At 44.4% G+C, this 25,169-nt stretch carries 19 protein-coding genes; 9 read left to right on the top strand and 10 right to left on the bottom strand.

Annotation, left to right across the window (positions count from 1 at the left end; genetic code table 11):
- Positions 1-70 precede the first annotated feature (70 nt).
- The 4 genes from DD616_RS10095 (at position 71) to DD616_RS10080 (ending at position 5,595) form a co-directional block, all read left to right on the top strand.
- Positions 71-2,005 (top strand): PrkA family serine protein kinase, encoded by a 1,935-nt coding sequence (locus tag DD616_RS10095; protein ID WP_208872246.1) that lies wholly within the window; start codon positions 71-73, stop codon positions 2,003-2,005.
- 82 nt (positions 2,006-2,087) lie between these two features.
- Positions 2,088-3,359 (top strand): YeaH/YhbH family protein, encoded by a 1,272-nt coding sequence (locus tag DD616_RS10090; RefSeq protein WP_017042294.1) that lies wholly within the window; start codon positions 2,088-2,090, stop codon positions 3,357-3,359.
- 12 nt (positions 3,360-3,371) lie between these two features.
- Positions 3,372-4,910 (top strand): SpoVR family protein, encoded by a 1,539-nt coding sequence (locus tag DD616_RS10085; protein ID WP_013856538.1) that lies wholly within the window; start codon positions 3,372-3,374, stop codon positions 4,908-4,910.
- A gap of 166 nt (positions 4,911-5,076) precedes the next feature.
- Positions 5,077-5,595 (top strand): cytochrome b, encoded by a 519-nt coding sequence (locus DD616_RS10080; protein ID WP_017045183.1) that lies wholly within the window; start codon positions 5,077-5,079, stop codon positions 5,593-5,595.
- Between the two features lie 43 nt (positions 5,596-5,638).
- Here DD616_RS10080 and kdsB read toward each other — a convergent pair whose 3' ends face one another.
- From kdsB to DD616_RS10055, 5 genes are read right to left on the bottom strand one after another with little or no spacing between them, the layout of a single operon-like run.
- Entirely contained in the window at positions 5,639-6,391 is a 753-nt protein-coding gene (gene kdsB / locus DD616_RS10075) for a 3-deoxy-manno-octulosonate cytidylyltransferase (RefSeq protein ID WP_017045182.1), read from the bottom strand.
- Positions 6,391-6,570: a Trm112 family protein gene (locus DD616_RS10070; protein WP_013856535.1), complete on the bottom strand. Its 180-nt coding sequence runs from the start codon at positions 6,568-6,570 to the stop codon at positions 6,391-6,393. Before DD616_RS10070 ends, kdsB begins: the two co-directional genes overlap by 1 nt.
- On the bottom strand, positions 6,551-7,558 hold the full coding sequence (gene lpxK, locus DD616_RS10065; RefSeq protein ID WP_208872245.1) for a tetraacyldisaccharide 4'-kinase: 1,008 nt from the start codon (positions 7,556-7,558) through the stop codon (positions 6,551-6,553). Before lpxK ends, DD616_RS10070 begins: the two co-directional genes overlap by 20 nt.
- A 3-nt stretch (positions 7,559-7,561) precedes the next feature.
- On the bottom strand, positions 7,562-9,310 hold the full coding sequence (msbA, locus tag DD616_RS10060) for a lipid A ABC transporter ATP-binding protein/permease MsbA (RefSeq protein ID WP_017045180.1): 1,749 nt from the start codon (positions 9,308-9,310) through the stop codon (positions 7,562-7,564).
- Positions 9,311-9,342: 32 nt separating this feature from the next.
- Positions 9,343-11,586 (bottom strand): DNA internalization-related competence protein ComEC/Rec2, encoded by a 2,244-nt coding sequence (locus DD616_RS10055; protein WP_231140415.1) that lies wholly within the window; start codon positions 11,584-11,586, stop codon positions 9,343-9,345.
- Between the two features lie 6 nt (positions 11,587-11,592).
- Here DD616_RS10055 and DD616_RS10050 point away from each other — a divergent pair, with 6 nt between their 5' ends.
- A complete protein-coding gene (locus DD616_RS10050; protein WP_010319231.1) occupies positions 11,593-12,102 on the top strand; it encodes a DUF2062 domain-containing protein in 510 nt (169 codons plus the stop codon).
- A gap of 138 nt (positions 12,103-12,240) precedes the next feature.
- On the opposite strand, the gene lolE is transcribed toward DD616_RS10050, so the two are convergent.
- From lolE to lolC, 3 genes are read right to left on the bottom strand one after another with little or no spacing between them, the layout of a single operon-like run.
- Positions 12,241-13,485 (bottom strand): lipoprotein-releasing ABC transporter permease subunit LolE, encoded by a 1,245-nt coding sequence (gene lolE / locus DD616_RS10045; protein WP_013856531.1) that lies wholly within the window; start codon positions 13,483-13,485, stop codon positions 12,241-12,243.
- Positions 13,486-14,172: a lipoprotein-releasing ABC transporter ATP-binding protein LolD gene (gene lolD, locus DD616_RS10040; RefSeq protein ID WP_013856530.1), complete on the bottom strand. Its 687-nt coding sequence runs from the start codon at positions 14,170-14,172 to the stop codon at positions 13,486-13,488.
- Positions 14,165-15,373, bottom strand: coding sequence for a lipoprotein-releasing ABC transporter permease subunit LolC (lolC, locus tag DD616_RS10035; protein WP_208872244.1), 1,209 nt, complete (start codon positions 15,371-15,373; stop codon positions 14,165-14,167). The genes lolD and lolC overlap by 8 nt, the downstream gene beginning before the upstream one ends.
- A gap of 165 nt (positions 15,374-15,538) precedes the next feature.
- Between lolC and DD616_RS10030 the strand changes: the two genes are divergently transcribed.
- The 4 genes from DD616_RS10030 to DD616_RS10015 all read left to right on the top strand — a co-directional run bounded on the left by DD616_RS10030 (position 15,539) and on the right by DD616_RS10015 (position 22,855).
- Positions 15,539-16,108, top strand: coding sequence for a hypothetical protein (locus DD616_RS10030; RefSeq protein ID WP_017048079.1), 570 nt, complete (start codon positions 15,539-15,541; stop codon positions 16,106-16,108).
- Positions 16,109-16,116: 8 nt separating this feature from the next.
- Positions 16,117-19,578 (top strand): transcription-repair coupling factor, encoded by a 3,462-nt coding sequence (gene mfd, locus DD616_RS10025; RefSeq protein ID WP_208872243.1) that lies wholly within the window; start codon positions 16,117-16,119, stop codon positions 19,576-19,578.
- Between the two features lie 28 nt (positions 19,579-19,606).
- Entirely contained in the window at positions 19,607-20,377 is a 771-nt protein-coding gene (locus DD616_RS10020; protein WP_094123642.1) for a peptidoglycan binding protein CsiV, read from the top strand.
- Between the two features lie 408 nt (positions 20,378-20,785).
- Complete coding sequence (locus DD616_RS10015) at positions 20,786-22,855, top strand: beta-prism lectin domain-containing protein (protein ID WP_088732654.1); 2,070 nt, start codon at positions 20,786-20,788, stop codon at positions 22,853-22,855.
- Between the two features lie 112 nt (positions 22,856-22,967).
- Here DD616_RS10015 and DD616_RS10010 read toward each other — a convergent pair whose 3' ends face one another.
- Both DD616_RS10010 and ycfP read right to left on the bottom strand, forming a co-directional pair.
- On the bottom strand, positions 22,968-24,257 hold the full coding sequence (locus DD616_RS10010; protein ID WP_208872242.1) for an NAD(P)/FAD-dependent oxidoreductase: 1,290 nt from the start codon (positions 24,255-24,257) through the stop codon (positions 22,968-22,970).
- Positions 24,258-24,611: 354 nt separating this feature from the next.
- Positions 24,612-25,154, bottom strand: coding sequence for an alpha/beta hydrolase YcfP (gene ycfP, locus DD616_RS10005; RefSeq protein ID WP_013856523.1), 543 nt, complete (start codon positions 25,152-25,154; stop codon positions 24,612-24,614).
- Between the last annotated feature and the right edge of the window lie 15 nt (positions 25,155-25,169).

Genomic DNA, 25,169 nt, shown 5'->3' with positions numbered 1-25,169 from the left:
CTTAAATTGTTATTAATTTGTGTTTTTAAGCGGTGTTGTCAGTTAGACAGTTTTCAGAGGGGAATTCACTATGAGTATTTTTGACCACTTTCAGGCACGCTATGAAGCCGCCAAGGATGAAGAGCTATCACTGCAAGAGTTTTTAGCTCTGTGTAAAGAAGATAAAAGTGCTTATGCCAATGCAGCAGAGCGGCTGTTAATGGCGATTGGTGAGCCTGAGCTGATAGACACAGCAAAACACCCCCGATTGAGTCGCATTTTCTCTAACCGGGTGATTTCTCGTTATAAAACTTTTGAGGATTTCTATGGCATGGAAGAAGCCATAGAACAGATTGTTTCCTACCTCAAACACGCTGCCCAAGGTTTAGAAGAAAGAAAACAAATTCTCTATCTACTCGGTCCAGTTGGTGGCGGTAAATCTTCACTGGCGGAGAAACTCAAAGCTTTAATGCAACAAATGCCTATTTATGTTTTGTCTGCAAATGGCGTTCGTAGCCCAGTCAATGACCACCCATTTTGTCTGTTTGATGTGGTTGAAGATGGCGAAATCCTCAAGCAGGAATATGGGATAGAAAAACGCTATTTACGCTCAATTACATCACCTTGGGTGGCCAAACGCTTACACGAGTTTGGTGGCGATATTTCCAAATTCAAAGTCGTCAAAGTACGACCTTCAATTCTCGATCAAATTGCCGTCGCAAAAACAGAGCCCGGTGACGAAAACAACCAAGACATTTCGTCACTGGTTGGGAAAGTGGATATTCGAAAACTCGAGCATTTCTCGCAAGATGACCCCGATGCATATAGCTATTCCGGTGCACTCTGTAAAGCCAACCAAGGGTTAATGGAGTTTGTTGAGATGTTCAAAGCGCCAATTAAGGTGCTTCACCCACTCTTAACCGCCACGCAAGAAGGAAACTTCAACGGGACAGAAGGGTTATCCGCCCTACCCTTTGATGGCATGATTTTAGCGCACTCAAACGAATCAGAGTGGCAGACATTCCGTAACAACAAAAACAACGAAGCGTTTTTGGACCGGGTTTATATCGTTAAAGTCCCTTACTGTTTACGCGTCTCGGAAGAAGTGAAAATTTACCAAAAACTGCTTGAACACAGCGAACTATCCAAAGCGCCATGCTCACCAAGCACACTAGAATTACTTGGTCAATTTAGTATCCTCTCGCGCCTAAAAGTGCCGGAAAACTCGTCACTCTTCTCCAAAATGCGCGTCTACGATGGTGAAACGCTAAAAGATACCGATCCAAAAGCAAAAAGCTATCAAGAGTATCGTGACTACGCAGGTGTTGACGAAGGTATGTCTGGTTTATCGACTCGCTTTGCCTTTAAAATACTGTCGCGCGTATTCAACTTTGACCAAACGGAAGTTGCGGCTAACCCCGTTCATCTGTTCTATGTCATCGAACAGCAAGTTGAACGCGAGCAGTTCCCTCAAGAAATCGCTGAACGATATATGGAGTTTTTAAAAGGCTACTTAGTGCCTCGTTATGTCGAGTTCATTGGTAAAGAGATTCAAACGGCTTATTTGGAATCTTATTCTGAATATGGTCAAAATATTTTTGACCGCTACGTTACTTATGCTGATTTCTGGATCCAAGACCAAGAGTATCGTGATCCTGAAACTGGCCAACTTTTCGATCGTTCATCGCTCAATAACGAGTTAGAAAAAATCGAGAAAACAGCAGGCATTAGTAACCCGAAAGATTTCCGAAATGAAATCGTCAATTTTGTACTGCGTGCGAAAGCGCACAACAATGGACAAAATCCGGTTTGGACCAGTTACGAAAAACTGCGTACCGTCATTGAGAAAAAAATGTTCTCAAATACCGAAGAGCTACTTCCTGTTATCTCTTTTAATGCCAAAACCTCATCGGATGACCAGAAAAAACACGACGATTTTGTCGCTCGTATGATGGAGAAAGGTTATACAGAAAAACAAGTAAGGCTGTTGTCTGAGTGGTATTTACGCGTCCGTAAATCTTCTTAACTTCAAGCAAACCAAAACCTGTACATGCGTTAGCCATACGAACAATGGCTAACGTAAAGGTGACGTTTTCAAGGGGATACTCATGGCGCAATTTATCGATAGAAGATTGAACGGTAAAAACAAAAGCGCGGTCAATAGACAACGCTTTTTACGCCGTCATAAAGAGCAGATCAAAGAATCTGTTGCAGACGCAGTGAATCGTCGCTCCATCACCAACACCGAGTCTGGCGAAGATGTGTCGATCCCAAATCACGACATCAAAGAACCCGTGTTTCATCAAGGAAAAGGCGGCCTAAAAGAACGAGTTCACCCGGGTAATGACCAGTTTATTACTGGTGATAAAATTGAGAGACCTAAAGGTGGCGGACAAGGCAATGGTTCAGGACAAGGTGATGCGAGTGCTGATGGCGAAGGCCAAGATGAATTTATTTTCCAAATCTCTAAAGATGAATATCTTGATCTACTGTTTGAAGATCTGGAATTGCCTAATCTAGAAAAAAATCAAATCAATAAGATTACAGAATGGAAAACTCATCGCGCGGGTTTCAAAACGGCAGGTGTACCGTCGAACATTGCTGTAGTTCGCTCTTTGCAACAATCACTGGCTCGCCGCACCGCAATGACAGCGGGAAAACGTCGTTTAATGGGGGAATTAGAAGAAGAGTTACTGCGCATTCAAAATAGAGAGCCCGCTCAAGTATTAGAAGAGAAGCGACTTAAGCAAGAAATCGAAGCGTTGCGTAAAAAAATTGAAAGTGTGCCGTTTATTGATACGTTTGACCTGCGTTTCAAAAACTTTGAAAAGCGCCCCATTCCATCGAGCCAAGCTGTTATGTTCTGCTTAATGGATGTGTCGGGTTCAATGGATCAAGCGACTAAAGATATTGCCAAACGTTTTTACGTGTTGCTGTATCTATTTTTAACTCGCACTTATGAAAATGTCGAAGTGGTGTTTATTCGTCACCATACGCAAGCCAAAGAGGTGGATGAACACGAGTTCTTCTACTCTCAAGAGACAGGCGGCACGATTGTTTCTAGCGCCCTGAAATTAATGCATGAAATCATTGAACAACGCTACCCACTCGGCGAATGGAATATCTACGCAGCTCAAGCATCCGATGGTGATAACTGGGCTGATGATTCGCCTCGTTGTAAAGAACTCCTCACCAATAAGCTTTTGCCATATTGCCAGTATTACGCTTATATTGAAATCACTCGTCGCTCACACCAAACCTTGTGGCACGAGTACGAAAAATTACAACCCTCATTTGGCAATTTTGCGATTAAAAACATTCGCACCGTGGATGACATATTCCCTGTATTTAGGGAGCTATTCCAAAAGGAAACAGCTTAGGGAGGCATACTAATGACAACAAAAGCGAAAGGCACTTCAAAACGCAAGAGCAAATTGTTACCAGACGGACCTGACTGGACGTTTGAGCTTTTGGAGAAATACCATACTGAAATACGCCGGGTAGCTGAGTTTTATCGTCTCGATACTTACCCTAATCAAATTGAAGTTATTACCTCCGAGCAGATGATGGATGCCTACTCCAGCATTGGCATGCCGATTAATTACAGCCACTGGTCATTTGGCAAAAAATTTATTCAAACGGAACAAGGTTACAAACATGGCCAAATGGGGCTCGCGTATGAGATCGTTATTAACTCAGACCCATGCATTGCCTATTTGATGGAAGAAAACACCGTCACTATGCAAGCCTTAGTGATGGCGCACGCTTGCTATGGACACAACTCGTTTTTCAAAGGCAACTATCTTTTCCAAACTTGGACGGATGCGAGCTCTATCATTGACTATCTCTTGTTTGCCAAAAACTACATTTCAGAATGCGAAGAAAAATATGGCGTACCCGAAGTCGAATCGCTGCTCGACTCATGCCACGCGTTAATGAATTATGGTGTTGACCGCTATAAACGACCTGAAAAAATATCGATAGCAGAAGAAAAAGCACGTCAAGAAGAGCGCGAAGCTTATCTACAATCACAAGTTAATGAACTGTGGCGCACCGTGCCCAAAGCAAAAACCAAAGAAGAAGATCTTAAAGTTCGTTTTCCAAGTGAGCCACAAGAAAACATTCTTTATTTCATTGAGAAACATGCGCCACTGCTTGAGCCATGGCAACGGGAGATCGTTCGTATTGTGAGGAAAATAAGCCAATATTTTTACCCACAAAAACAGACGCAAGTGATGAATGAAGGCTGGGCCACATTCTGGCACTACACTATCTTGAATCACCTTTATGATGAAGGTTTTGTTTCTGAGAAATTCATTCTTGAGTTTCTACACAGCCACACCAGTGTCGTCGCACAACCCTCTTACAACAGCCCCTATTTTAGTGGCATCAATCCATATGCACTTGGCTTTGCTATGTTCCGAGATATTAAACGTATTTGTGAAGAGCCAACCGATGAAGACAGGGAATGGTTTCCTGAGCTTGCTGGCACAGAATGGTTAGATGCGCTTCATTTTGCTATGCACAACTTTAAGGACGAGAGCTTCATTAGCCAGTATCTTTCACCTAAAGTAATGCGCGATTTCAAGCTGTTTGCCATTGTGGATGACGATCGCAAGAATTTTATTGAAGTTAGTGCCATTCACGATGATATTGGCTATCACGCCATCCGTGAAAAGCTTGCGGCACAGTACAATCTCAGTAATTTAGAACCGAATATTCAAGTTTATAACGTGGATGTACGTGGTGATCGTTCACTGACGCTTCAACACGTTCCACACGATAGAATTCCTTTAGATCAAAGCTGTCATGAGGTACTAAAACACCTTTACCGTTTATGGGGGTTTGATGTCATTTTAGAGGAAGTCAAAGAGAGTGGCCGACGTGAAATTTTAGCGACTTGCCCACCACACGGCGAACGTGACACATAAGAACAAGTCGTTACCTTAAATATCGACGTCATAATGCGCGACCTCATTCGTTGCGCATTTTTTATTAAAAAAATATTTGTAATACATCCTTACAGCTTTGTTCACATTTCATTCATTAAATATTTGCTTAAATAAAATCACCAATATTTATAAGGGTATTTAACTAATGAAGCACAACAAAATCATCATCGCTATACACTGGGTTATAGCATTACTGTTCGTATTGCTGTTTTTAAGCGATTCATTTCGTTCATTCTCCGATAAAGGTAGCGAAATGCGAGTGTTATGGCTGAACTTACATGCATGGTTTGGAGTCGCTGTTTTTGGATTATCGATGATTCGTTTAGCCGTAAAACTAAGCACAACAGCACCAGCGCCAGTGTATGAAAGTGACCTTATGCAGAAGCTGCTATATGGAGCGCATGCTGCCCTTTACCTCCTTACATTGCTTGTTCCAATCAGTGGTTATCTGCGTTTTGCAGGAAAAGGTCGGACATTAACTCTGGCAGGCGATGCTATTCCCTCATTGATAGGTAAGAGTGATTGGCTTTATAACATAGGGAAAACTTTACACGGTGAAGTAATGCAGGTGATTGTATTGACTGTTATCGGTGGTCATATCGCAGCGGCTCTTTATCATCACTTCATCGTAAAAGATCAGGTCATGGCACGCATAAAACCGTAATTAACTCGGTGATAAAAAGGAGCATAATTGCTCCTTTTTTTAGCTAACGTTGGCTTACTATCGCTCTCACTAACTCTAAATCTTCTGGTGTATCTACCCCAGCAGGTGGTGCTTCTTTAGCAACGGCAACGTGAATTTTTTCACCATACCACAGTACTCGAAGCTGCTCTAAACACTCAATTTTCTCAAGTACACTGGGTTGCCAGTTGATATAAGTATTGATGAAACCAGCCCGATAAGCGTAAATACCAATATGACGTAGCAATGGCTGAATCACCGTTTGACCACCAGCTGCAAAATTGTCTCTATCCCAAGGAATTGTCGCACGGCTGAAATACAGCGCGTAACCCTCTTGATCTGTTACCACTTTAACCGCGTTAGGGTTAAACACTTCAGCTTGATCAGTAATTTCAACCGCTAAAGTCGCCATCGGCGCGCTACTGTTGGCTAAATTGTTAGCGACCTGCTTGATGATGCTCGGTGGAATGAGTGGCTCATCACCTTGTACGTTAACAATAATGTGGTGATCGGCAATGCCCATTAATTTCACCACTTCGGCTAAACGCTCAGTACCGGACTCGTGATGTGATGATGTCATACAAACATTGCCACCAAACGCATGGACAGCCGCTTCAACACGAGCATCATCAGTAGCAATAACGACCTGCTCAGCTCCCGATTGTAACGCTTGCTCATAAACCCACTGAATCATGGGTTTACCGCCGATATCGGCCAAAGGTTTGCCAGGTAAGCGAGTTGACTGATAACGAGCAGGGATAACAACGGTGAAAGCCATTATCGTCCCTCATCCATCGTCATGCTGCGCGCTTCTGGCTCAAGCAACACAGGAATCCCTTCTTTTATTGGGTAGGCCAAACGATCTAACTTACAAATAAGCTCTTGATTTTCTTTATCATAAGTCAACTTACTTTTACATACAGGGCAAGCTACAATTTCAAGCAGACGGTGATCCATATGACTCCATTACCTCTTTTATTTTGTCCAAAATACGCCTTTCATCTGGCGAACTAAATTGCGCAGAAACGGGAAGATACCACCAGTTTTCTTGTGCAAAGGCCGCACATTTCACTGCGTCTTTTTCTGTCATGATGACGTTTGCTCCATGTTGCGCAAGCGCCTCTAATTCTGAATATTGATACTCTCGGTGATCAGCAAAACCTTGGGTCAATACCGTCTTTGCACCTAAAGCTTCTAATGTATTGAAAAAGCGCGTGGGATAACCAATGCCAGCAAAAGCCACTAATGCAGGTAACTGGCTCACTGGCGCTTGCTGACCTGTCACTAAGTTCACGGCTAAGCTAGGTGAAAGGTGCATAGCCAATTCGCCATATTGAGCTTGACCGCCATTAGTCACAATAAAATCAACTTCCGCTAACCGAGAGAGTGGCTCTCTTAACGGACCTAAAGGCATGAACTGCTCATTACCGAAGCGACGAACGCCGTCCACGACTGCAAATTCGAGATCACGTTCCAATGCATAGTGCTGAAGGCCATCGTCAGTGATGATCACATCAACACCCAACGGAAGCAGGGCTTGCACTGCTTGTGAGCGCTTTGGTGCAACAGCAACCGGAGCCCCCGTGCGCTGGTGAATCAATTTAGGTTCGTCACCGCAGTGAGCGGTTGGCGTATCACTTTGCAGCACTAATGGATAAACCGGAGCCTTACCACCATACCCACGCGAAACAACTCCTGGTTTGAAGCCTTGTTCTTGTAAAGCTTCCACTAACCATACAACCAACGGTGTTTTACCATTACCACCCGCGGTAATATTACCCACCACCACCACAGGAACAGGAGCTTTATAGCGCTCTTTTTTGTCCGCTTGAAATGCTCGCTTACGTGCTTGACTGACCAACCGAAACAAGACACTCAGTGGCCACAACAGTGGCCACAACAAAAAACACGCTGTGTGATGTCCGAACCAGATTTTTTCAATCACTGATTAGTCACCAAATTGAATTCGATGTAGTTGGGCATACGCCCCATCCTGTGCAATTAACTGAGCATGATGACCACGTTCGATAATTTCACCCTCATCGACCACTAGAATTTCATCGGCTTCTTCAATCGTCGACAAGCGGTGCGCAATGACCAATACCGTTTTATTCTTTTGTAGCTCTTCAAGTGCTGATTGAATCGCTCTCTCAGATTCTGTATCCAACGCAGAAGTCGCCTCATCTAGGATAAGTACGGGTGCATCACGTAATAACGCTCGTGCAATCGCTACTCGTTGACGTTGACCACCCGATAAACTGGCTCCATTCTCACCAATCATGGTATCCAAGCCATCAGGCATGCTATTGATAAACTCCATGGCATGAGCAAGCCTAGCCGCGTGCTCAATTTGCTCACGCGTATACTCATTTTCTGCCGCGTAAGCAATATTATTGGCAATGGTATCGTTGAAGAGATGAACATTTTGCGAAACCAGCGCAAAGTGGGTGCGCAAGTTCTTCAGTTTATAATCGCGAATATCATGATCATCTAGATAGATAGCACCTGAATCGACATCATAAAAACGAGTCAAGAGGCTCGCGATAGTACTTTTCCCTGAGCCGGAACGCCCAACAAGCGCGACCGTTTTACCTTGAGGAATCTCAAAGCTCACATGAGACAGCGCTGGTTTTTCTTTACCTTGATAAGTAAAGGTCACATCCTGAACTCTAACGTCACCACGTACTTTTTCGGCTTCAAACTGGCCAGTGTCGCGCTCGGTTTCTAAATCAATCAGCTCAAATAATGTTTGGCTGGCCGCCATACCACGTTGGAAATCAGAGGTAACACTCGTTAACGCTTTCAGTGGTCGCATCAAGCCAAACATTGCCGAGAACACCACCGTAAAAGTACCTGGTGTTAATTCGGCACGGATAGAATCAACGCTGGCTAAAAACAGCACAGTGACAAGTGCTAAAGAAGCAATCATTTGAATAATAGGGTCAGCAGTGGACTGCGCTGCAACCAGCTTCATTGTTTGTTGGCGCATTTGATTGCTGACATGGTCAAAACGTTTACGCTCTACGTCTTGTCCACCATAGCTCAGTACGACTTTGTGCCCTTTTAGCATCTGCTCTGCTGAAGAGGTCACATCACCCATGGTGGTCTGCATCCCTTTTGATATCTTGCGAAAACGTTTAGAGACAATGCCAATCCCCATCGCAACCACTGGCGCAACCACGATTAATACCAAAGATAACTGCCAGCTATTCCAAAACATCAAGGTCAATAGGCCGATGATACTCGCACCTTCGCGAACAATGCTGACCAATGCACGACTGGTCGCCCCAGCCACTTGCTCTGAATCATAGGTGATACGTGATAATAGACCACCCGTTGATTCTCTATCAAAAAAACTGACAGGCATGTGCATGAATTGATTGAAGATTTTTCGACGCATCAACATCACAACATTGCCAGAAACCCAGCTCAAGCAGTACGAGGAGACAAACCCACTTAAACCACGTAGCGCCATCATCCCCAAAATAATAAAAGGCAGCACTCGCAAAAAATCGGATTCCGCATTACCAAATCCTTCATCTAGAAGAGGCTTAAGTAACGACACCATATAGGTGTCAGAGACCGCATTGATAATCAATGCGACAACCGCAACTGCTAGGCCAGATTTATATAGGCGGATATAGGTCCACAGGCGTTTGAAGGTTTGCCAAGTGGTTTCGTCAGTATTGAGTGACATAGAAATGCTTTGTTTTTAAGAAAATATTGCGCTCATTCTACCTCGTTACGGAGCATCTGCCTATACCAAGCCTGAGAGCGAGAGATACGCAAGCTGCTAACTTGATAATTCTGCATGCCAAAAATAACGCTAATTTGCCCTGCTTCACCCGTATCCAACCAGTTTGCTCCATGTTGTTGGTAGCGTTGAACAACCTGTGCGGAAGGTAATTGCCAGCGTCCGCCTTTGGCGAGCGAGGCAATAGCGACTTCAGGGTTCACCTTACTAATCAAAGCAACAGTAGAAGATGTCCTACTACCGTGGTGTGGTACAAGCAGGATATGACTTTGTAAGGATTGCTCTGTTCGCGCAAGTAACCACTCACTCATAGCATCCACATCCCCGGGTAAAAGCACTGAAAAACCGGTATTTGGGTCAAAGATTCGAATCACGCAAGAGTGAGGATTGTAAGCCCGCGCTACAGTTTTTGGTGGCCAGATAACATCAAAAGAGAGTTGTTGCCACTGCCATTGTTCACCAGCAATACAAGGTTGGTAACCCGCTATCGTTTGACTAGCACGTTTCCATTTGGGCTGCCAAACACGCTCAACTTCCGCTCTTCCACCTGCATGGTCGTTATCCAAGTGACTCAAAATCAACCCGTCTAATTGCGTAGCTCCCCGTTTGTTTAACACGGGGGCAACTGTTGCCTGGATGTGATCACCGCCTTGCCAACTTGCACCAGTATCATAAAGCACATAGCGTCCTTCTTTTTCGATCAACACTGCCAACCCATGCCCAACATCTAACACATCAATCCGCCAACCTGTTTTTATCGGAATGGTGAGCCAAGAAACCATCACAATAAGGCTGTAAACCGCAAGTGCAAAACGCGAGATCAACGGTGAAAACACAAACAGCAACAGAGCACTGCTCAACAGAGCCAAAACAGCCTCAGAAATAGGAAACCAACTGAGGCTTGAATAATGTATTGACCAATCAACTGGAATGAGTAATTTGGCCACCCAATGCCACACCATAGGTGCGCCATCAAAAGTCAAAACCGTACACACTAAAGCCACAAAGATCGCCGGAACCACCACAAAACTGAACCAAGGAATAAACACTAAGTTATAGAGCGCCGCACTGGTACTGACCCCACCGAAAAAATAAGCGGTTACCGGAAGCATACACAGCACTAACCCAATCTGCATCGTCAATAAACGCCATAAAAAAAATCGCTGAGTTTGAGGTAGAGAAAGTTGGTAGAACACAACCGAGACAGCAATAAAGGACATCCAAAAGCTACTGGATAACGCAGCAAAAGGATCGATAAGCAGCACCGCCGATAACGTCATAAGCAGTCGCTGCAAAGTATTGATACGGACATTGAGGACAATCATCGCCACATTGAGCAAACACATGATGAGCGCGCGTTGAGTGGGCAAGGTAAAGCCAGCCAACCAAGCATAGCCTAGTGCGCACAAGCTTCCTACGACGAATGGCGACCACCCCATGCGATGATGCAAACGCATCAATACGAGCCCAAGGCTATAACCAAAACCAAACGCGATGCCAATGTGCAGACCAGAAATGGCAACCAAATGAATCAGCCCACTGTCTCGTAATGCTTTCCACTGTGCCGTTGAAATATCACTGCGCTCACCAAACGTAAGCGCCATTAAAATACCAAGATTGGGATCATCAGCGAGCCAGGTTTTGATCTTCTGGTACCATTGTGCTCGCCATTCTGGTAATGATTCAATGCGATAAGACTGTCCATTATTAACCGTTGCACGAGCCACAATACCTTGGCTCAAAGAGTACGCCTCTGCATCAAACCCGGTCTCATTTAACCGACCAAAGATAGGTTTTACTGTGATGGAGAATTCAGCCACGTCACCATACTTCAACGGTAAAGGAGCAATTAATCGCACCTTGGGCCGCAAAAAAATGCCTAAGGTTTGACCATTGATTGATCGAATCGAAATTGTTCCTTCATAACCATGAGTAATTTGTCTAAAAAAGCTGTTAACCTGTCCGTTTATGGTAATATCCGAACCTGTCTGAAAAATAGTGTTGGACTGCTCACGTAATAAGTTCCCGCTGATCACAATGACCATTAAAGCCATTGTTACTCCTGAGAGAAAGCGCAGTTTTCTATAAACGACAGAGAGTATAAGAATGGCGAATAGAGGCATAATCCATTTCCAATCTGGCATCCAAGGCCAATAAGAAGCAGAAATGGCGGTTAGCGAAAACGAAGCTAGGGTCCAGTAATTAGATAAGAGAGTCATGTCACGATGCCAAGAAAGTTCATCAAACGTTTTATGCCTAACCATGAAGTGATTAAGCGTCAGAAGGCATTAAAAATTTTTGGCAATGTGCTGTACAACCCCAATTTATGGTGTTTGAACCGCCGCTCAGCAGCGGGCGCCTTCGCCGTAGGTTTGTTCATGGCTTTTGTTCCACTTCCGAGTCAAATGATCATGTCCGCTGGCCTTGCCATTATGTGCGGCGTCAATTTACCGCTCTCTGTAGCCTTGGTCTGGATTAGCAACCCCATCACCATGCCAGTGCTGTTCTACTTCGCCTACAAGCTTGGCGCATGGGTAATGCAAACACCACCACAACCATTTCACTTTGAACTCTCTTGGCATTTTATCATGCAACAAATGAGTACCATTGGTCCGCCATTCCTTTTAGGTTGCATGATGTGCGGAGTGATATCCGCCATAATCGGCTACTTCGGCATTCACGGTTTATGGCGCTATTCTGTCGTAAGAAGCTGGCAAAAGCGCCAAGCGAGATAAAAGCTTCAAGAGATTGAGACTGGCTATACAACTGAGCATGTAAAACGATGTCGCATGATGTTGAAAAAGGACCAAGTGGTCCTTTTTGTTTGCTAAAAATAGCTCAATGCTGATGAACGAAAAGAATCCGAGTTGAGATTATTTAGCGCTAAGCACAGACGCCGGATTCAGTTGACTGGCCCTAGAGGCCGGATACCAAGTAGCTAATAGGCTCAACACAATCGCCGTGGAAGAGACAAGCACCACATCCGATAGGTTCACTTGTGATGGCAAAAAGTCGACAAAATAGATATCACCAGACAAAAACTGATGGCCGACTAACCGTTCTAATCCTTTGATTAACGCTGTTAAATTCCACGCAATCAGCACACCTAACACGCCACCTATCACACTGCCTAATACACCAGAGAAAACACCCTGCCAGACAAAAATTCGTTTCACTAATCCATCGGTCGCGCCCATAGTGCGCAAAATGGCGATTTCAGCCGCACGATCTTTTACCGCCATCATAAGTGTTGAAACGATGTTGAAGCTCGCCACACCAATCACCAGCACCATCACCAAATACATAATGGTTCTGACCAGCTGAATATCACGGTACAAAAAGCCAAATTTTTGCTGCCAACTGCGTAGATAGACGTATTGATCAAGCGTATTGCCGACCTCTCTTACAATTTGAGTTGCATTTAATACCTCTGAGACCTTGATAGCAACGCCCGTCACTCGCTCTCCTAATTTGGCGTAAGCTTGTGCATCTGCCAATGGCACTAACGCAAGGCTGTGGTCAATTTGGCCATTGAGTTCCAAAAGCCCTGAGACCTTGACGCGCACGCGCTTTGGCGCTTGAACTTTAGCGCTCTCATTCGCAGAGGGGATCATCAAAGTGACATAGTCACCGACTGCCGCGCCCAATTTATCCGCCACTCCTTTGCCTAAAATGACCTGTTGCTGACCTGCGACAAAACCTTGCCATGCATCGGAAGAGACAAATTGAGATAAACGCGACACGGCGCGCTCCATTTGCGGATCAATTCCACGCACCTCAATCGCTTTCAGTTGCGCGCCTTTCTCCGCTAATGCCGTCAATTTTACATAAGGAGCGGCCGCTTCCACTTTTGGATGCTGCACGGCTTGCTTGACTAATGACGACCAGTTCGCGATGGGTTGTTGAACTCCTTCAAACTCTCCGTGTGCAATGACAGATAACACGCGGTTCTGCAGCTCTCTCTCAAAACCATTCATCGCCGACAAACCCACGATGATCACCGCAACGCCCACAGCGATACCGATAATGGAAGAGAGCGAGATAAACGACACCATTTTATTACGCTGCTTTGCCAGGCTAAAACGCCGACCAATCACTAAAGAGAGCGAGGTGAACATCTACGGTGCCTCCACATTAATCAGCAAACCATCTTGCATGTGCATCTGTCTGTCCATTTTTTCAGCAAGTTCGCTATCATGCGTTACCACTAAAAATGCCGTGCCAAACTCTTGATTCATTTGACGCATCAAATCATAAATCGCCAGCGCCGTTTTGTGATCAAGGTTGCCCGTAGGCTCATCGGCTAACACCAAATCGGGTTGATTAACAAGCGCTCGCGCAATCGCTACCCGCTGCCGCTCTCCACCAGAGAGCTCAGAGGGTCGATGAGATAAACGATGTCCCAACCCCACTTTTTCTAACAATGCTTGCGCGGCCTGTTTAGCACGCGATGCTTTTTGGCCACCAATAAGCAACGGCATGGCAACATTCTCAAGAGCGGTGAAATCGGCTAATAAATGGTGGAACTGGTACACAAAACCCAAATGTTGATTGCGAATGTTCGCTTGTTTATTGGAGCTTAAGCTCGATAAATCCTGACCTAAAAACGACACTGAACCTTCGGTTGCCTCATCCAGTGCACCCAGAATGTGCAATAACGTACTTTTCCCAGATCCAGAAGTCCCAATAATTGAGACTAACTCCCCCGCTTGAATGCCAAAACTGACGCCTTTTAGCACTTGAGTCCGTAGCTCCCCTTCTTGGTAGGTTTTGCATACGTTATGGCATTGTAAAAGGTTATTCATATCTTAAAGCCTCGGCAGGTTTTACGGATGACGCGCGGTAGGAAGGAAACAGTGTCGCGAATAAGCTGAGCGTGATGGCTGCTATCACCACCAACATAATTTGCATGGGGTTAATCACTACAGGCAGCGTTCCCCCCACAGAGAACAGCGCTACACCCATGCTTTCTAATAATCCATTGAGGTTATCCGCCAGCAATACGCCTAACACACCACCGACAAGCGAACCAATCACTCCACTACTCGCGCCTTGAACCATAAAAATGGCCAGTACTTGTTGATCTGTCATGCCTTGCGTTTTCAAAATCGCGACCTCAGCTTGTTTTTCCATCACCACCATGATCAACGCGGAAATGATATTGAAAGCCGCCACGCCAACAATCAACCCAAGCATCAAACCCATCATATTTTTTTCCATGCGAACAGCTTGGAACAACTCGCCACGCTGATCTCGCCAGTCACTCCATTGCCATCCCTCAGGCAAAGGTGCGCTAGCTAGGTCTGCAACCACAAAAGGATCATCAAAAAAGAGCCGCCATCCCGACACAGTATTTGGTGGTAAACGAAGCAATCGCGCTGCATCTTTGATGTGCGTCAGCATCAGCTGTCCATCCACATCAGACCCCGTATTGAAGATGCCTGCGACTGTAAAATTACGCTGCGCAGGAATACGACCTAAGGGGGTAAATTGGCTAGCTGAAGTGACCATCAAACGCACTTTATCGCCAATTGTCACGTTGAGCGCCCGCGCCAGTGAATGGCCAAGGAAGAGTTGATATTCGCCCGGCTTGAGCGCACTCACTTGACCCGCAATCAAGTGCGCCGCAATCGGATCATGTTGATTAGGTTCAATTCCCACCAACAAGCCTGCGGTCAGTTGCGATGAGCTTTGAACAACCGCTTCACTGCGTACAATCGGTTCAGCCGCTCTGGCGCTAGAGAGCTGGCTAATGAATTGAGGCACATCTTGCGTGAGCAAAGTGCGATCGCCATTTTGCGAAACTACAGCCTGAGGCAACACACCTAAAATTCTATTTTTGAGCTGGGATTCAAAACCATTCATGACCGAAAGCACCGTCACCAGTGACATCACGCCAATGGTTATTCCCGCCGTAGACATATAAGAGACAAATCGACTGAATCTATCACCGGATCGCCCACGTAAATAACGCAAGCCGATGAACGCCGAAATAGGATGAAACATAAGAAAAACCGCCTAAAAGTGATGCTCAGTACTGTAACGAGAAACGGTGGAAGGTTGTAGCTTTAATTTGCCAAAAATCGGTTAAATAGACTCGATAACAAGGACATACCTTGATTAGTTCGCCGGTATGACGATAATCAACAAAGCGATGAGAAGGATGCCTTTATGACCGAGCAAGAATTTTTTACGGTTCACTATGGACTGACAACCAATATTGAACTTTTAGACAGCACATTTATGCTACCTTCCCAATCAATATTTGAAGCGGAGATTCCTGCCCCATTTATTGTGGCCAGTGAGTTTAGCCAGTTGGATGCACTCACCGAAAGTGCACGACTAGAACTGAAAAATAGTGATTTCAAGCACGTCGTTCAGTTACTTGATACTCAAAATTCGAAACTGAATTTGTTGCTAACCTTTATGCTGTCACAGCAAGATGAGCCACATTCACGCTTCATCACCAGCACATTTGGTGCCAGTCGCTTCTCTCTTCGTTATCCAAATGCACTAGAGATTGGTACCCAAGCCCGCTGTAAACTGTTTTTGGACCACCCTGCAGCCGCTATTTATTGCTATAGTTCGGTGATTGATTGCCAAGCGGACGAGCAACACTATCTCATCACGATGAAATACGATTTACTGCGAGATACTGACCAAGATCTCTTGATTAAAGCCGCACTGTACCAGCAGCAAAAATTGCTGCGTCAACGCTCTTTAGACCGAAATAAACCATAAGCGTTCTCATGACTACACACTCTTTACTGACTCTGATTAAACCTGCTGGCGCGGGCGACAAAAAACACATTGGTAACCTACGTGGTGCAAGCCTTGCGTTGGCAATTGCAGAGCTGGCCAACCAGCATAATAGCCACACTTTACTGGCTGTACCTGATCCTCAAACCGCCTTAAAGCTGCAGCACGAAATTGAGCAGTTTAGTGACGCCGAAGTGGCGCTGTTTCCTGATTGGGAAACTTTGCCTTATGATAGTTTTTCGCCTCATCAAGAGATCATTTCTGATCGCATCGCGCGCCTATATCAATTACCGAGCTTGAAAACAGGCATTACCATTGTGCCAGTGAGCACCATATTGCAGCGTCAGACGCCGCGAGAATTTCTGCTACAGCATACCCTGATGGTTAAAACTGGCGACCAGTTTTCCTTAGATAAACTGCGTCTTCAGCTGGAAAAATCGGGCTATCGTCATGTTGATCAAGTGTTTGGCCCAGGCGAGTACGCCAGCCGAGGTTCGATTCTTGATTTATTTCCAATGGGCAGCAGCGATCCTTATCGCATTGATTTTTTTGATGATGAAATCGACACCATACGCACCTTCGATCCTGAGAATCAACGCTCAATTGAAGAGATCAGTGAGATACGCTTGCTACCTGCTCATGAATTTCCCACCACAGAAAGTGCAATTGAAGATTTTCGCACCCGCTGGCGTCAACGATTTGAAGCACGTCGTGAACCAGAATCTGTCTATATGCAAGTCTCAAAGGGGGTTTGGCCAGCCGGTATTGAATACTGGCAACCGCTATTTTTTGAACACACCGAAACCTTGTTCGATTATATCGCGCCAGAAAGCCAACTAATTGTCGTAGGAAATATCGAAACAGCGATTGACCAGTTTTTAACCGACGTCGAATATCGTTACCAGCAGCGTAAAGTTGACCCTCTTCGCCCGTTGCTGCCACCTCATGAATTGTGGCTTAAAAAAGATGAGCTTTTCAGTCTTTTCAAAAACGTGGCTCAGATCCAACTCAGTGTGGAACCGATTTCAGAAAAGCAAGGGCGGATCAATTTAGCGGTCAGTGCATTACCCGACTTGGCGGTCATGCATCAAAATAAAGAGCCTTTAGCCGCCATCCGGCAATTTAGTGAGAGTTTCGCTGGGAAAATCATTTTTTCCGTCGAATCAGAAGGCCGTCGCGAAGCATTACTAGAGCTATTGCAACGCGTAAAACTGCGCCCTATCGAAAAAGAAACCTTCCAGCAAGCGTGCCAAGCAAAAGAAAAACAATGTCTCGTATTAGGGGCATCTGAGCACGGCTTTATCGATAACAATGCTAACTTAGCGTTCATCTGCGAAAGTGATTTACTCGGTGACCGTGTCATTCTTCGCCGTAAGAAAGATCGTAAAGTCACCAATAGTGACGCTGTCATTCGTAACTTAGCCGAACTCAAGCCAGGGCAACCCGTTGTTCATATTGATCATGGTATCGGCCGTTATCTCGGGTTACAGACGCTTGAAGCGGGTGGCATGATGACCGAATACGTCACCCTTGAGTATCAAAACGAAGCCAAACTTTATGTCCCTGTCGCTTCATTGAATCTCATTAGTCGTTACTCTGGCGGCGCGGAAGAAAGCGCACCATTGCATAAGCTCGGGGGTGAAGCATGGACCAAGGCACGACGAAAAGCGGCCGAAAAAGTCCGCGATGTTGCTGCGGAACTGCTGGATGTCTACGCCAAACGAGAGCTCAAACCAGGCTATAAGTTCGCTCTGGATCGTGGCCAATACGCGACCTTTAAAGCAGGTTTCCCATTTGAAGAAACCGATGATCAAAATACAGCTATCAACGCCGTGCTATCGGACATGTGTCAGAAAAAAGCGATGGACCGATTAGTGTGTGGTGACGTTGGATTTGGCAAAACAGAAGTCGCCATGCGCGCCGCCTTTGTTTGCACCGACAACAATAAACAAGTGGCCGTATTAGTACCGACAACCTTACTCGCACAGCAGCATTTTGAGAACTTTCGAGACCGATTCGCTAACCTGCCGATCCGTGTCGAAGTTTTATCACGCTTCAAATCAGCAAAAGAGCAAAAGCAGATTCTACAAGATGTCGCCGACGGCAAAGTCGACATTTTGGTTGGCACGCATAAACTGCTTTCCAGCGAGCTAAAATTTAGCGATCTTGGTCTTTTGATCGTTGATGAAGAACACCGTTTTGGCGTTCGCCAAAAAGAAAAAGTGAAAGCGATGCGTGCTGATGTGGATATTCTCACGCTAACGGCAACGCCGATTCCGCGCACGTTAAACATGGCGATGAGCGGAATGCGCGATCTATCGATTATCGCCACACCACCCGCACGACGATTAGCCATCAAAACCTTTGTACGCCAACATGATGACAATACGATTCGAGAGGCCGTATTACGTGAAATCATGCGCGGTGGACAGGTTTATTTTCTACATAACCAAGTAGAAACTATCGACAAAGTGGCTGCCGATTTAGAAAAGCTGGTCCCTGAAGCTCGAATTACCGTCGCCCATGGACAAATGCGTGAACGTGAGCTGGAAAAAGTGATGAACGACTTTTATCACCAACGATTCAATGTATTGGTTTGCACAACCATCATTGAAACCGGGATTGATGTCCCAACCGCGAACACCATCATTATGGACCGAGCAGATAACCTTGGCTTAGCGCAGCTACACCAACTTCGTGGCCGAGTAGGACGTTCTCACCATCAAGCTTATGCTTACTTACTCACTCCACATCCTAAAGCCATCACTAAAGATGCCGTGAAACGTTTAGAAGCGATTGCATCTCTTGAAGATCTTGGAGCCGGTTTTACTCTAGCAACGCACGATTTAGAAATCCGTGGAGCGGGTGAATTATTGGGCGATGAACAGAGCGGTCAGATCCAATCAATTGGTTTTACTCTCTATATGGAGATGCTAGAGCAAGCGGTTGAAGCATTAAAAAATGGCAGAGAACCTTCTCTTGACGATTTGCTTCGTGAACAAACCGAAGTGGAAATGCGTTTGCCAGCGCTATTACCCGATGATTACATTCCTGATGTAAATACTCGCCTCTCCATGTATAAACAGATAGCGAGTGTCGCTAGCCGAGATGAACTCGCCGAGCTCAAAGTCGAGTTGATTGATCGCTTTGGTAAATTACCTGATGCTGCAAATAACTTACTCGGCGTTGCTGAAGTCAAAATTGATGCTGCACGTATAAAAGTGAAGAAAATCGAAGCGCATGAAAAAGGTGGCTACATTGAGTTCTATCCAGATGCTGACATTAATCCCGTCTTTTTGGTTAGACTTCTGCAATCACAACCGAAAAAATTTGCAATGGAAGGGCCAACTAAGTTTAAGTTTGCTGTACCATTAGCTGATAGACGTGAACGAATTCAATTTGTGTCGAGTATGCTCAGCGAATTCCAACAAAACCTGATGCCTAGAGCATAAATTACGCACAAAAAATGATGGAGCCATAATGAAAAAACTGATCCCACTCCTACTTTTGCTTATTTCGATGCCAAGTCTGGCACAACGGCAATTTGACATAGAAGTGATCATTTTTAAGCGTGCAATTGATGCAGAGAAGGTCAGTGAGTCGTGGCCTAACTCATTGCCTGAAATCAATATTCAACGCGCGGGCAGTTTTAGTGACTTAAACTATCGCCAAGAAAAAGGCGTGAAAATGCTGCCTTTTTCCGACTACCAACTTAACGATCAAGCACAAAAACTGAAAAACCACGCCGGCTTTGAAGTGCTATTGCATACGGCTTGGCGTCAAGGCGATCAAGGCAGAGCTTCCGCACCGATTTTCCATATTCAAGCGGGTAAAGATTACTCCGCTAAATTCAATACTGACGGCAGTGAAAAAGTAGCCGTACTAGAAGAATCGCCAGTAAACGGTGTGCTAGAACAAAACATCGCGAGTCCCCTTTACGAACTCGACGGTAAATTACAAATCTATGTGCAGCACTATCTTTATGCTGAAACCACGCTCGACCTTAAAGCCCCGAGTGTGCGAGAAATCATGCTCCAAAGTAAACCATTGGAGTTAGACATTACACCTGAAGAGCAAAATGCCGAGGTTCAACTGGGGAACCTAGAAGCCATCTCTCCAACAGTGGAAAAGGAAGAGTTTTTAAAGAGCTATCGGATGGACCAAAAACGCCGTATGCGCAGCAACGAAACCCACTATCTAGACCATCCATTAATGGGAATGATCATTCAAGTTCGCCGCGTTGCAGAATAAAGCCTAACAAAGCGCCCTGCCGGGCGTTTTTTCTTTTATTCATCTCCCATACAGTTTAGCTCACTGATTTAATATCCTTACAGGTTAGAGCTATTCTGTTGTTAACTATTCTTATTAAAACCAATAACACAACCCACCTACAGGCCGCTCCAATGGTTTGGGTACGTGATCTTCTAAAAGTTAAACTGACAATGTATTTTATTAGTGAGTGTTTCATTTTTAAGACCTCTCATTTATGAGAGCCATGTTAGATTGAATCTCTCTTATTAAGTCTTGATAATCCCTCCATCTCGTGTTGTGCCATGTTCAACTTATTTACCGTAAGACCTATCGTTGAAGTGCAGCACAGGTTAACAACATCAATTTAAATCGGAATTTACACAAACATACTGAGAGAGATGTTACCTAATGACTTCTAAATTTTCGTTATGTGCGGTCGGGCTACTGTCAATAGGCAGTATCACAGCAAGTAACATTGCAATCGCATCAAGCCCTAGTGAGATAAACACCCAATTAAAATGGTCTTGGCAAGGCAGTTCATTTAAACCTGAGTCTAACCAAGTTATAGCGGCACCTATCGTTGCTCAGTTAAATGATGATAATGGTGATGGAAAAATCGACGAGAATGATATCGCTGATATCATTGTTGTGACGTTTGAAAATAACAAATATACACAAGGTGGGCTAGTTAGAGCATTAAGCGGCATCGATGGTTCTGAGCTTTGGTCATATAATAATGGTGGCATTATAGCCGATGCTCGCTACTCTCCTGCAGTTGCCGATCTTGATGGAGATGGTGTAGTTGAAATTGTGACAACGAGTACAATCAGCCCTTACATCAATATATTAGATAATGAAGGCCAGATAAAAAAACAAATCCTGAAGAGTGCTTCTGGATGGCGCTCGGTTGGCGCAATTTCACTATCTGATTTAAACAATGATGGTTCAATTGATATTCTCTCTGCCGATGGTGTTTATAATTACGATACTGGTTTGCTATTTAGTTTAGAGTGGGCTCCATCACCGATTAGTTTTGATGCGGATGGCGATGGTATCCAAGAAGTATTTTCAAACGGCGCTCTTTATAAAAGCGATGGCTCATTTACTTGGCAATATCAAACGAATGATACGGTTTGGTTTTCTTCCGTTGCCAACCTAGATAGCGACAATAAACCAGAAATTGTGGTATCAGTTCCAGCCTCGAAAGGCTCTGCACAAAATAGTAGCTTTGCCGTATTAGAGCATGACGGCTCAGTAAAATGGGAGGTTAATAACCTTGAAAATCCAGGCGGTGGTGTACAAGCTATCTCTAATTTCCTTGGTAATGCAGCAACTAACTCTACCAATGAAATAGCTAAGTCCCCTGTTTATGGATATACCCATTTACATCACAGCCATCCAGTTAAAATAGCAGATGACAACCAACTTAAAATCCGCTCAGGAGATCTGATTGACGCGATTGGATCAACAGCCAGTAATATGGTGGGTGGTCAAGGTGGTTCACTGCATACTATTGATGCAAGCAAAGTCCGCTCTATCGATGTAACCTACGGCAAATATAAAACGTGGTGGACATATGGCGTACTCGAGATGGAATTCACTCTCAATGATGGTTCGAAAATAACGTTAGGTTCAAAAGACTCAGCCTTTAAATACCCAGCATTAGAGTGGCGAACCAAAGAAGTTCCATATCTTGGATTGGAGTGGAGAACAAAACAAGTTTCTTACTGGTTCTTTGGCTGGCATACCAAAACAGTTTCTTACCTAGCTCCTGTTTGGAAAACTAAAACGATTCCTTATGCTGTTCCCGTCATGAAGAGCAAAGCAACCACTGAACGATACACAGTCCCAAGCAATACCCAATTGGTAGGCTTAAATGTTTGGAGCAAACCAAAACCTATCTTTACCTTCAAAAAACACGTTAATGCAGTTCAGTTTGTTGTTGGGGAAAGCATTAATGATAGTTACCTGAACACTGGTATTGTCTATGCAGGTTATCATGCTGTTGATATGTATAATGCACAAGGTAGCAAAGTTTGGTCTGTAGCAAATGATGACTATAACAGCGGTAAAATTGGTGTCTCGGCTTACGATTTCACTGGTGATGGCATTGATGAAGTTATCGTACAAGATCTTCTGAGAGTCCGTATTCTTGATGGGCGCACAGGAGCAGTATTAGCAACGATTGCTAACTCGTCGAACACCTTGTGGGAATATCCTGTTGTGGCGGATCTCGAAGGCAAAAACAATGCATCGCTTATTGTGGTCGCAAATGATTATGCAAAAGAAAGCGCAATCAACCACGGCGTCTACGTTTATGAATCAGCCGATGCTGATAAACCATGGAAAAATGCAACGAGAATTTGGAACCAACATTCATTCCATTTCTCAAACATTAACCAAGATGGCTCAGTACCAACCAATGCTCAGCCTAGTTGGCTAACACATAACACTTATCGCTCAAGTACCATTAAATAACTTGAATTTGATATAACCACCACTATCGCCCAAGGCGGTGGTGGTGGGTGACAACAAAAAACCTCGCCTTTTAACAAAGGCGAGGTTTTTTATGGCTAGTACGCTGGGAATATTAGTGAAGCTTTAAGTTTGGACGCAACACACGATTAATACGGCCAACTAACATCATCAACCCTGTTTTGAACATACCGTGTAGCGCCATTTGGTGCATGCGATACAAAGAAATGTACACTACTCGCGCAATACGACCTTCAACCATCATCGAGCCTTTGGTTAAATTACCCATTAAGCTACCAACGGTAGAAAAACGACTTAATGAAACCAACGAACCGTGATCTTTATAAACATACGGTTTGAGCTCACGCCCGTTAAGCTTAGCAACAATATTCTTGAACGCTTGGCTTGCCATTTGGTGCGCTGCTTGTGCACGAGGTGGCACAAATGAACCATCAGCTTGTGTACATTGTGCTAGATCACCGATCACAAAAATATCGTCATCTCTTGTAGTTTGTAAGGTGTTTTTTACCACTAACTGATTAATGCGGTTTGTTTCCAAACCAGCAATCTCTTTCATAAAATCCGGTGCTTTGATGCCAGCAGCCCACACCATGATCTGAGCGGGAATCTTTTCGCCATCTTTAGTTGTTAGGCCATCCTTATCCGCTCGCGTGACCATAGTCGCAGTACGAACGTTGACACCTAATTTCGTTAATTCGCTATGCGCAGCACTAGAAATGCGAGGTGGAAGAGCGGGTAGAATACGCTCACCCGCTTCCACAAGGTTGACATTCAGTTTGCTTGAATCAAGATCGCCAAAACCATAAGTCCGCAGCTCTTTTACTGCATTATGTAGCTCTGCAGATAATTCAACACCCGTTGCACCTGCGCCAACAATCGCAATATCAACTGTACCGTTACCATTTTTCGCATGAAGTTTTAGAAACTCATTGTTCATTTCAGTACGAAAACAATTTGCCTGTTCAGGGCTATCAAGGAAGATACAATGCTCACGAACTCCTGGAGTATTGAAGTCGTTAGACGTTGAACCGATTGCCAGCACCAAAATGTCATATTCAAGCTCACGACTTGGCATTAACAATTCACCATGCTCATCTTGCAATTCACTAAGAACAATCACTTTGCGTTCACGATCGATATCAGCAAGACTACCCATTTGGAAATCAAAACGATGATTTTTTGCGTGAGCGCGGTAGCTTAGCGCATCCACTCCTTCATCTAATGAACCCGTTGCCACTTCATGCAATAACGGTTTCCATAAGTGGCTTGCTTTACGATCTACTAATGTGATTTCTGCGCGATTTTTACGGCCAAGAGTGCGACCAAGTTTAGTCGCGAGCTCTAAACCACCCGCGCCACCACCGACTACGATAATTCGTGTCACAACAATAATCCTCAAAAAGAAATAAACATGATTCAGCGTGAAATCTCACACTGAAGGAATTCTCAGTAATGCGCTTGCTTCAGATAAATCTTGTTCAGCAAATGAAGCTATCTTCGCAGCACGTTTCATTAGGATAAATGCATGTAACTACACACAAATTAGGCAAATTTAAGACTTGCTCTCAATTTTTTTTGATATTTATCAAAATATTTATAATTTAATCATTATATAGAGCAAAACTCATGGTGCAACCAAAGAATTCCTCTATTTCACTACGAGACATAGGGGGGTTGGGCCATAAAAAAACGACTCACAATTGTGAGTCGTTCAGTCGAAACTATGATGCACGGATGCTTAATTTGATTCTTTAAATGCCTTCATCGCTTGCAAATGCTGTGAGATTTTCTTGAACTTATGGTTCTGGGTTTCATCCCAAATGATATCGTAGTAGTTTTCGAGCTCTGCTGCTGTTTTGCTGTTGTCATGAATTTCATCTTCTTTAGATAAAATCACTAAACAGCGTCCTTTATTTTTTACCCTGTATTGCTCAACACACTTAGTCGCAATATCTTCATACTCTTCAGGGCGATCGATGCGTCCAGTCATGTTTGTTTCCGGATGCAAGTTAGGATTAAACACCACTTGCTTAATTCCGCATAAGAATCCAATCCGCTCAGACCAGAAGCCGCCGAGGCCTACGCCACAAATAATCGGATGTGGGTCATCAGACAACTCAATCACTTTATGCACTTCTTTTAGAAGATGCTGCATATCGTGTTTGGGATGCTGTGTACTGTAGTTAATAAAACGGACATCGCTGTCAATAAATTGCAATTGCAGTACTTTTTCATGGTTTCCTGGGCTTGTTGAATCAAAACCGTGCAGATAAATAATCATAATAACTCCCCACTC

The organism is Vibrio anguillarum, assembly GCF_003390515.1.
Taxonomy (GTDB): Bacteria; Pseudomonadota; Gammaproteobacteria; order Enterobacterales; family Vibrionaceae; genus Vibrio; species Vibrio anguillarum.
This window is presented reverse-complemented; position numbering and strand designations above follow the sequence as displayed.

Excerpts from the sequence above, each read along its gene's own strand:
- DD616_RS10095 (WP_208872246.1), top strand. The coding sequence starts at position 71 with ATGAGTATTTTTGACCACTTTCAGGCACGCTATGAAGCCGCCAAGGAT.
- DD616_RS10090 (WP_017042294.1), top strand. The coding sequence starts at position 2,088 with ATGGCGCAATTTATCGATAGAAGATTGAACGGTAAAAACAAAAGCGCG.
- DD616_RS10085 (WP_013856538.1), top strand. The coding sequence starts at position 3,372 with ATGACAACAAAAGCGAAAGGCACTTCAAAACGCAAGAGCAAATTGTTA.
- DD616_RS10080 (WP_017045183.1), top strand. The coding sequence starts at position 5,077 with ATGAAGCACAACAAAATCATCATCGCTATACACTGGGTTATAGCATTA.
- kdsB (WP_017045182.1), bottom strand. The coding sequence starts at position 6,391 with ATGGCTTTCACCGTTGTTATCCCTGCTCGTTATCAGTCAACTCGCTTA.
- DD616_RS10070 (WP_013856535.1), bottom strand. The coding sequence starts at position 6,570 with ATGGATCACCGTCTGCTTGAAATTGTAGCTTGCCCTGTATGTAAAAGT.
- msbA (WP_017045180.1), bottom strand. The coding sequence starts at position 9,310 with ATGTCACTCAATACTGACGAAACCACTTGGCAAACCTTCAAACGCCTG.
- DD616_RS10055 (WP_231140415.1), bottom strand. The coding sequence starts at position 11,586 with ATGACTCTCTTATCTAATTACTGGACCCTAGCTTCGTTTTCGCTAACC.
- DD616_RS10050 (WP_010319231.1), top strand. The coding sequence starts at position 11,593 with ATGCCAAGAAAGTTCATCAAACGTTTTATGCCTAACCATGAAGTGATT.
- lolE (WP_013856531.1), bottom strand. The coding sequence starts at position 13,485 with ATGTTCACCTCGCTCTCTTTAGTGATTGGTCGGCGTTTTAGCCTGGCA.
- lolD (WP_013856530.1), bottom strand. The coding sequence starts at position 14,172 with ATGAATAACCTTTTACAATGCCATAACGTATGCAAAACCTACCAAGAA.
- lolC (WP_208872244.1), bottom strand. The coding sequence starts at position 15,373 with ATGTTTCATCCTATTTCGGCGTTCATCGGCTTGCGTTATTTACGTGGG.
- DD616_RS10030 (WP_017048079.1), top strand. The coding sequence starts at position 15,539 with ATGACCGAGCAAGAATTTTTTACGGTTCACTATGGACTGACAACCAAT.
- mfd (WP_208872243.1), top strand. The coding sequence starts at position 16,117 with ATGACTACACACTCTTTACTGACTCTGATTAAACCTGCTGGCGCGGGC.
- DD616_RS10020 (WP_094123642.1), top strand. The coding sequence starts at position 19,607 with ATGAAAAAACTGATCCCACTCCTACTTTTGCTTATTTCGATGCCAAGT.
- DD616_RS10015 (WP_088732654.1), top strand. The coding sequence starts at position 20,786 with ATGACTTCTAAATTTTCGTTATGTGCGGTCGGGCTACTGTCAATAGGC.
- ycfP (WP_013856523.1), bottom strand. The coding sequence starts at position 25,154 with ATGATTATTTATCTGCACGGTTTTGATTCAACAAGCCCAGGAAACCAT.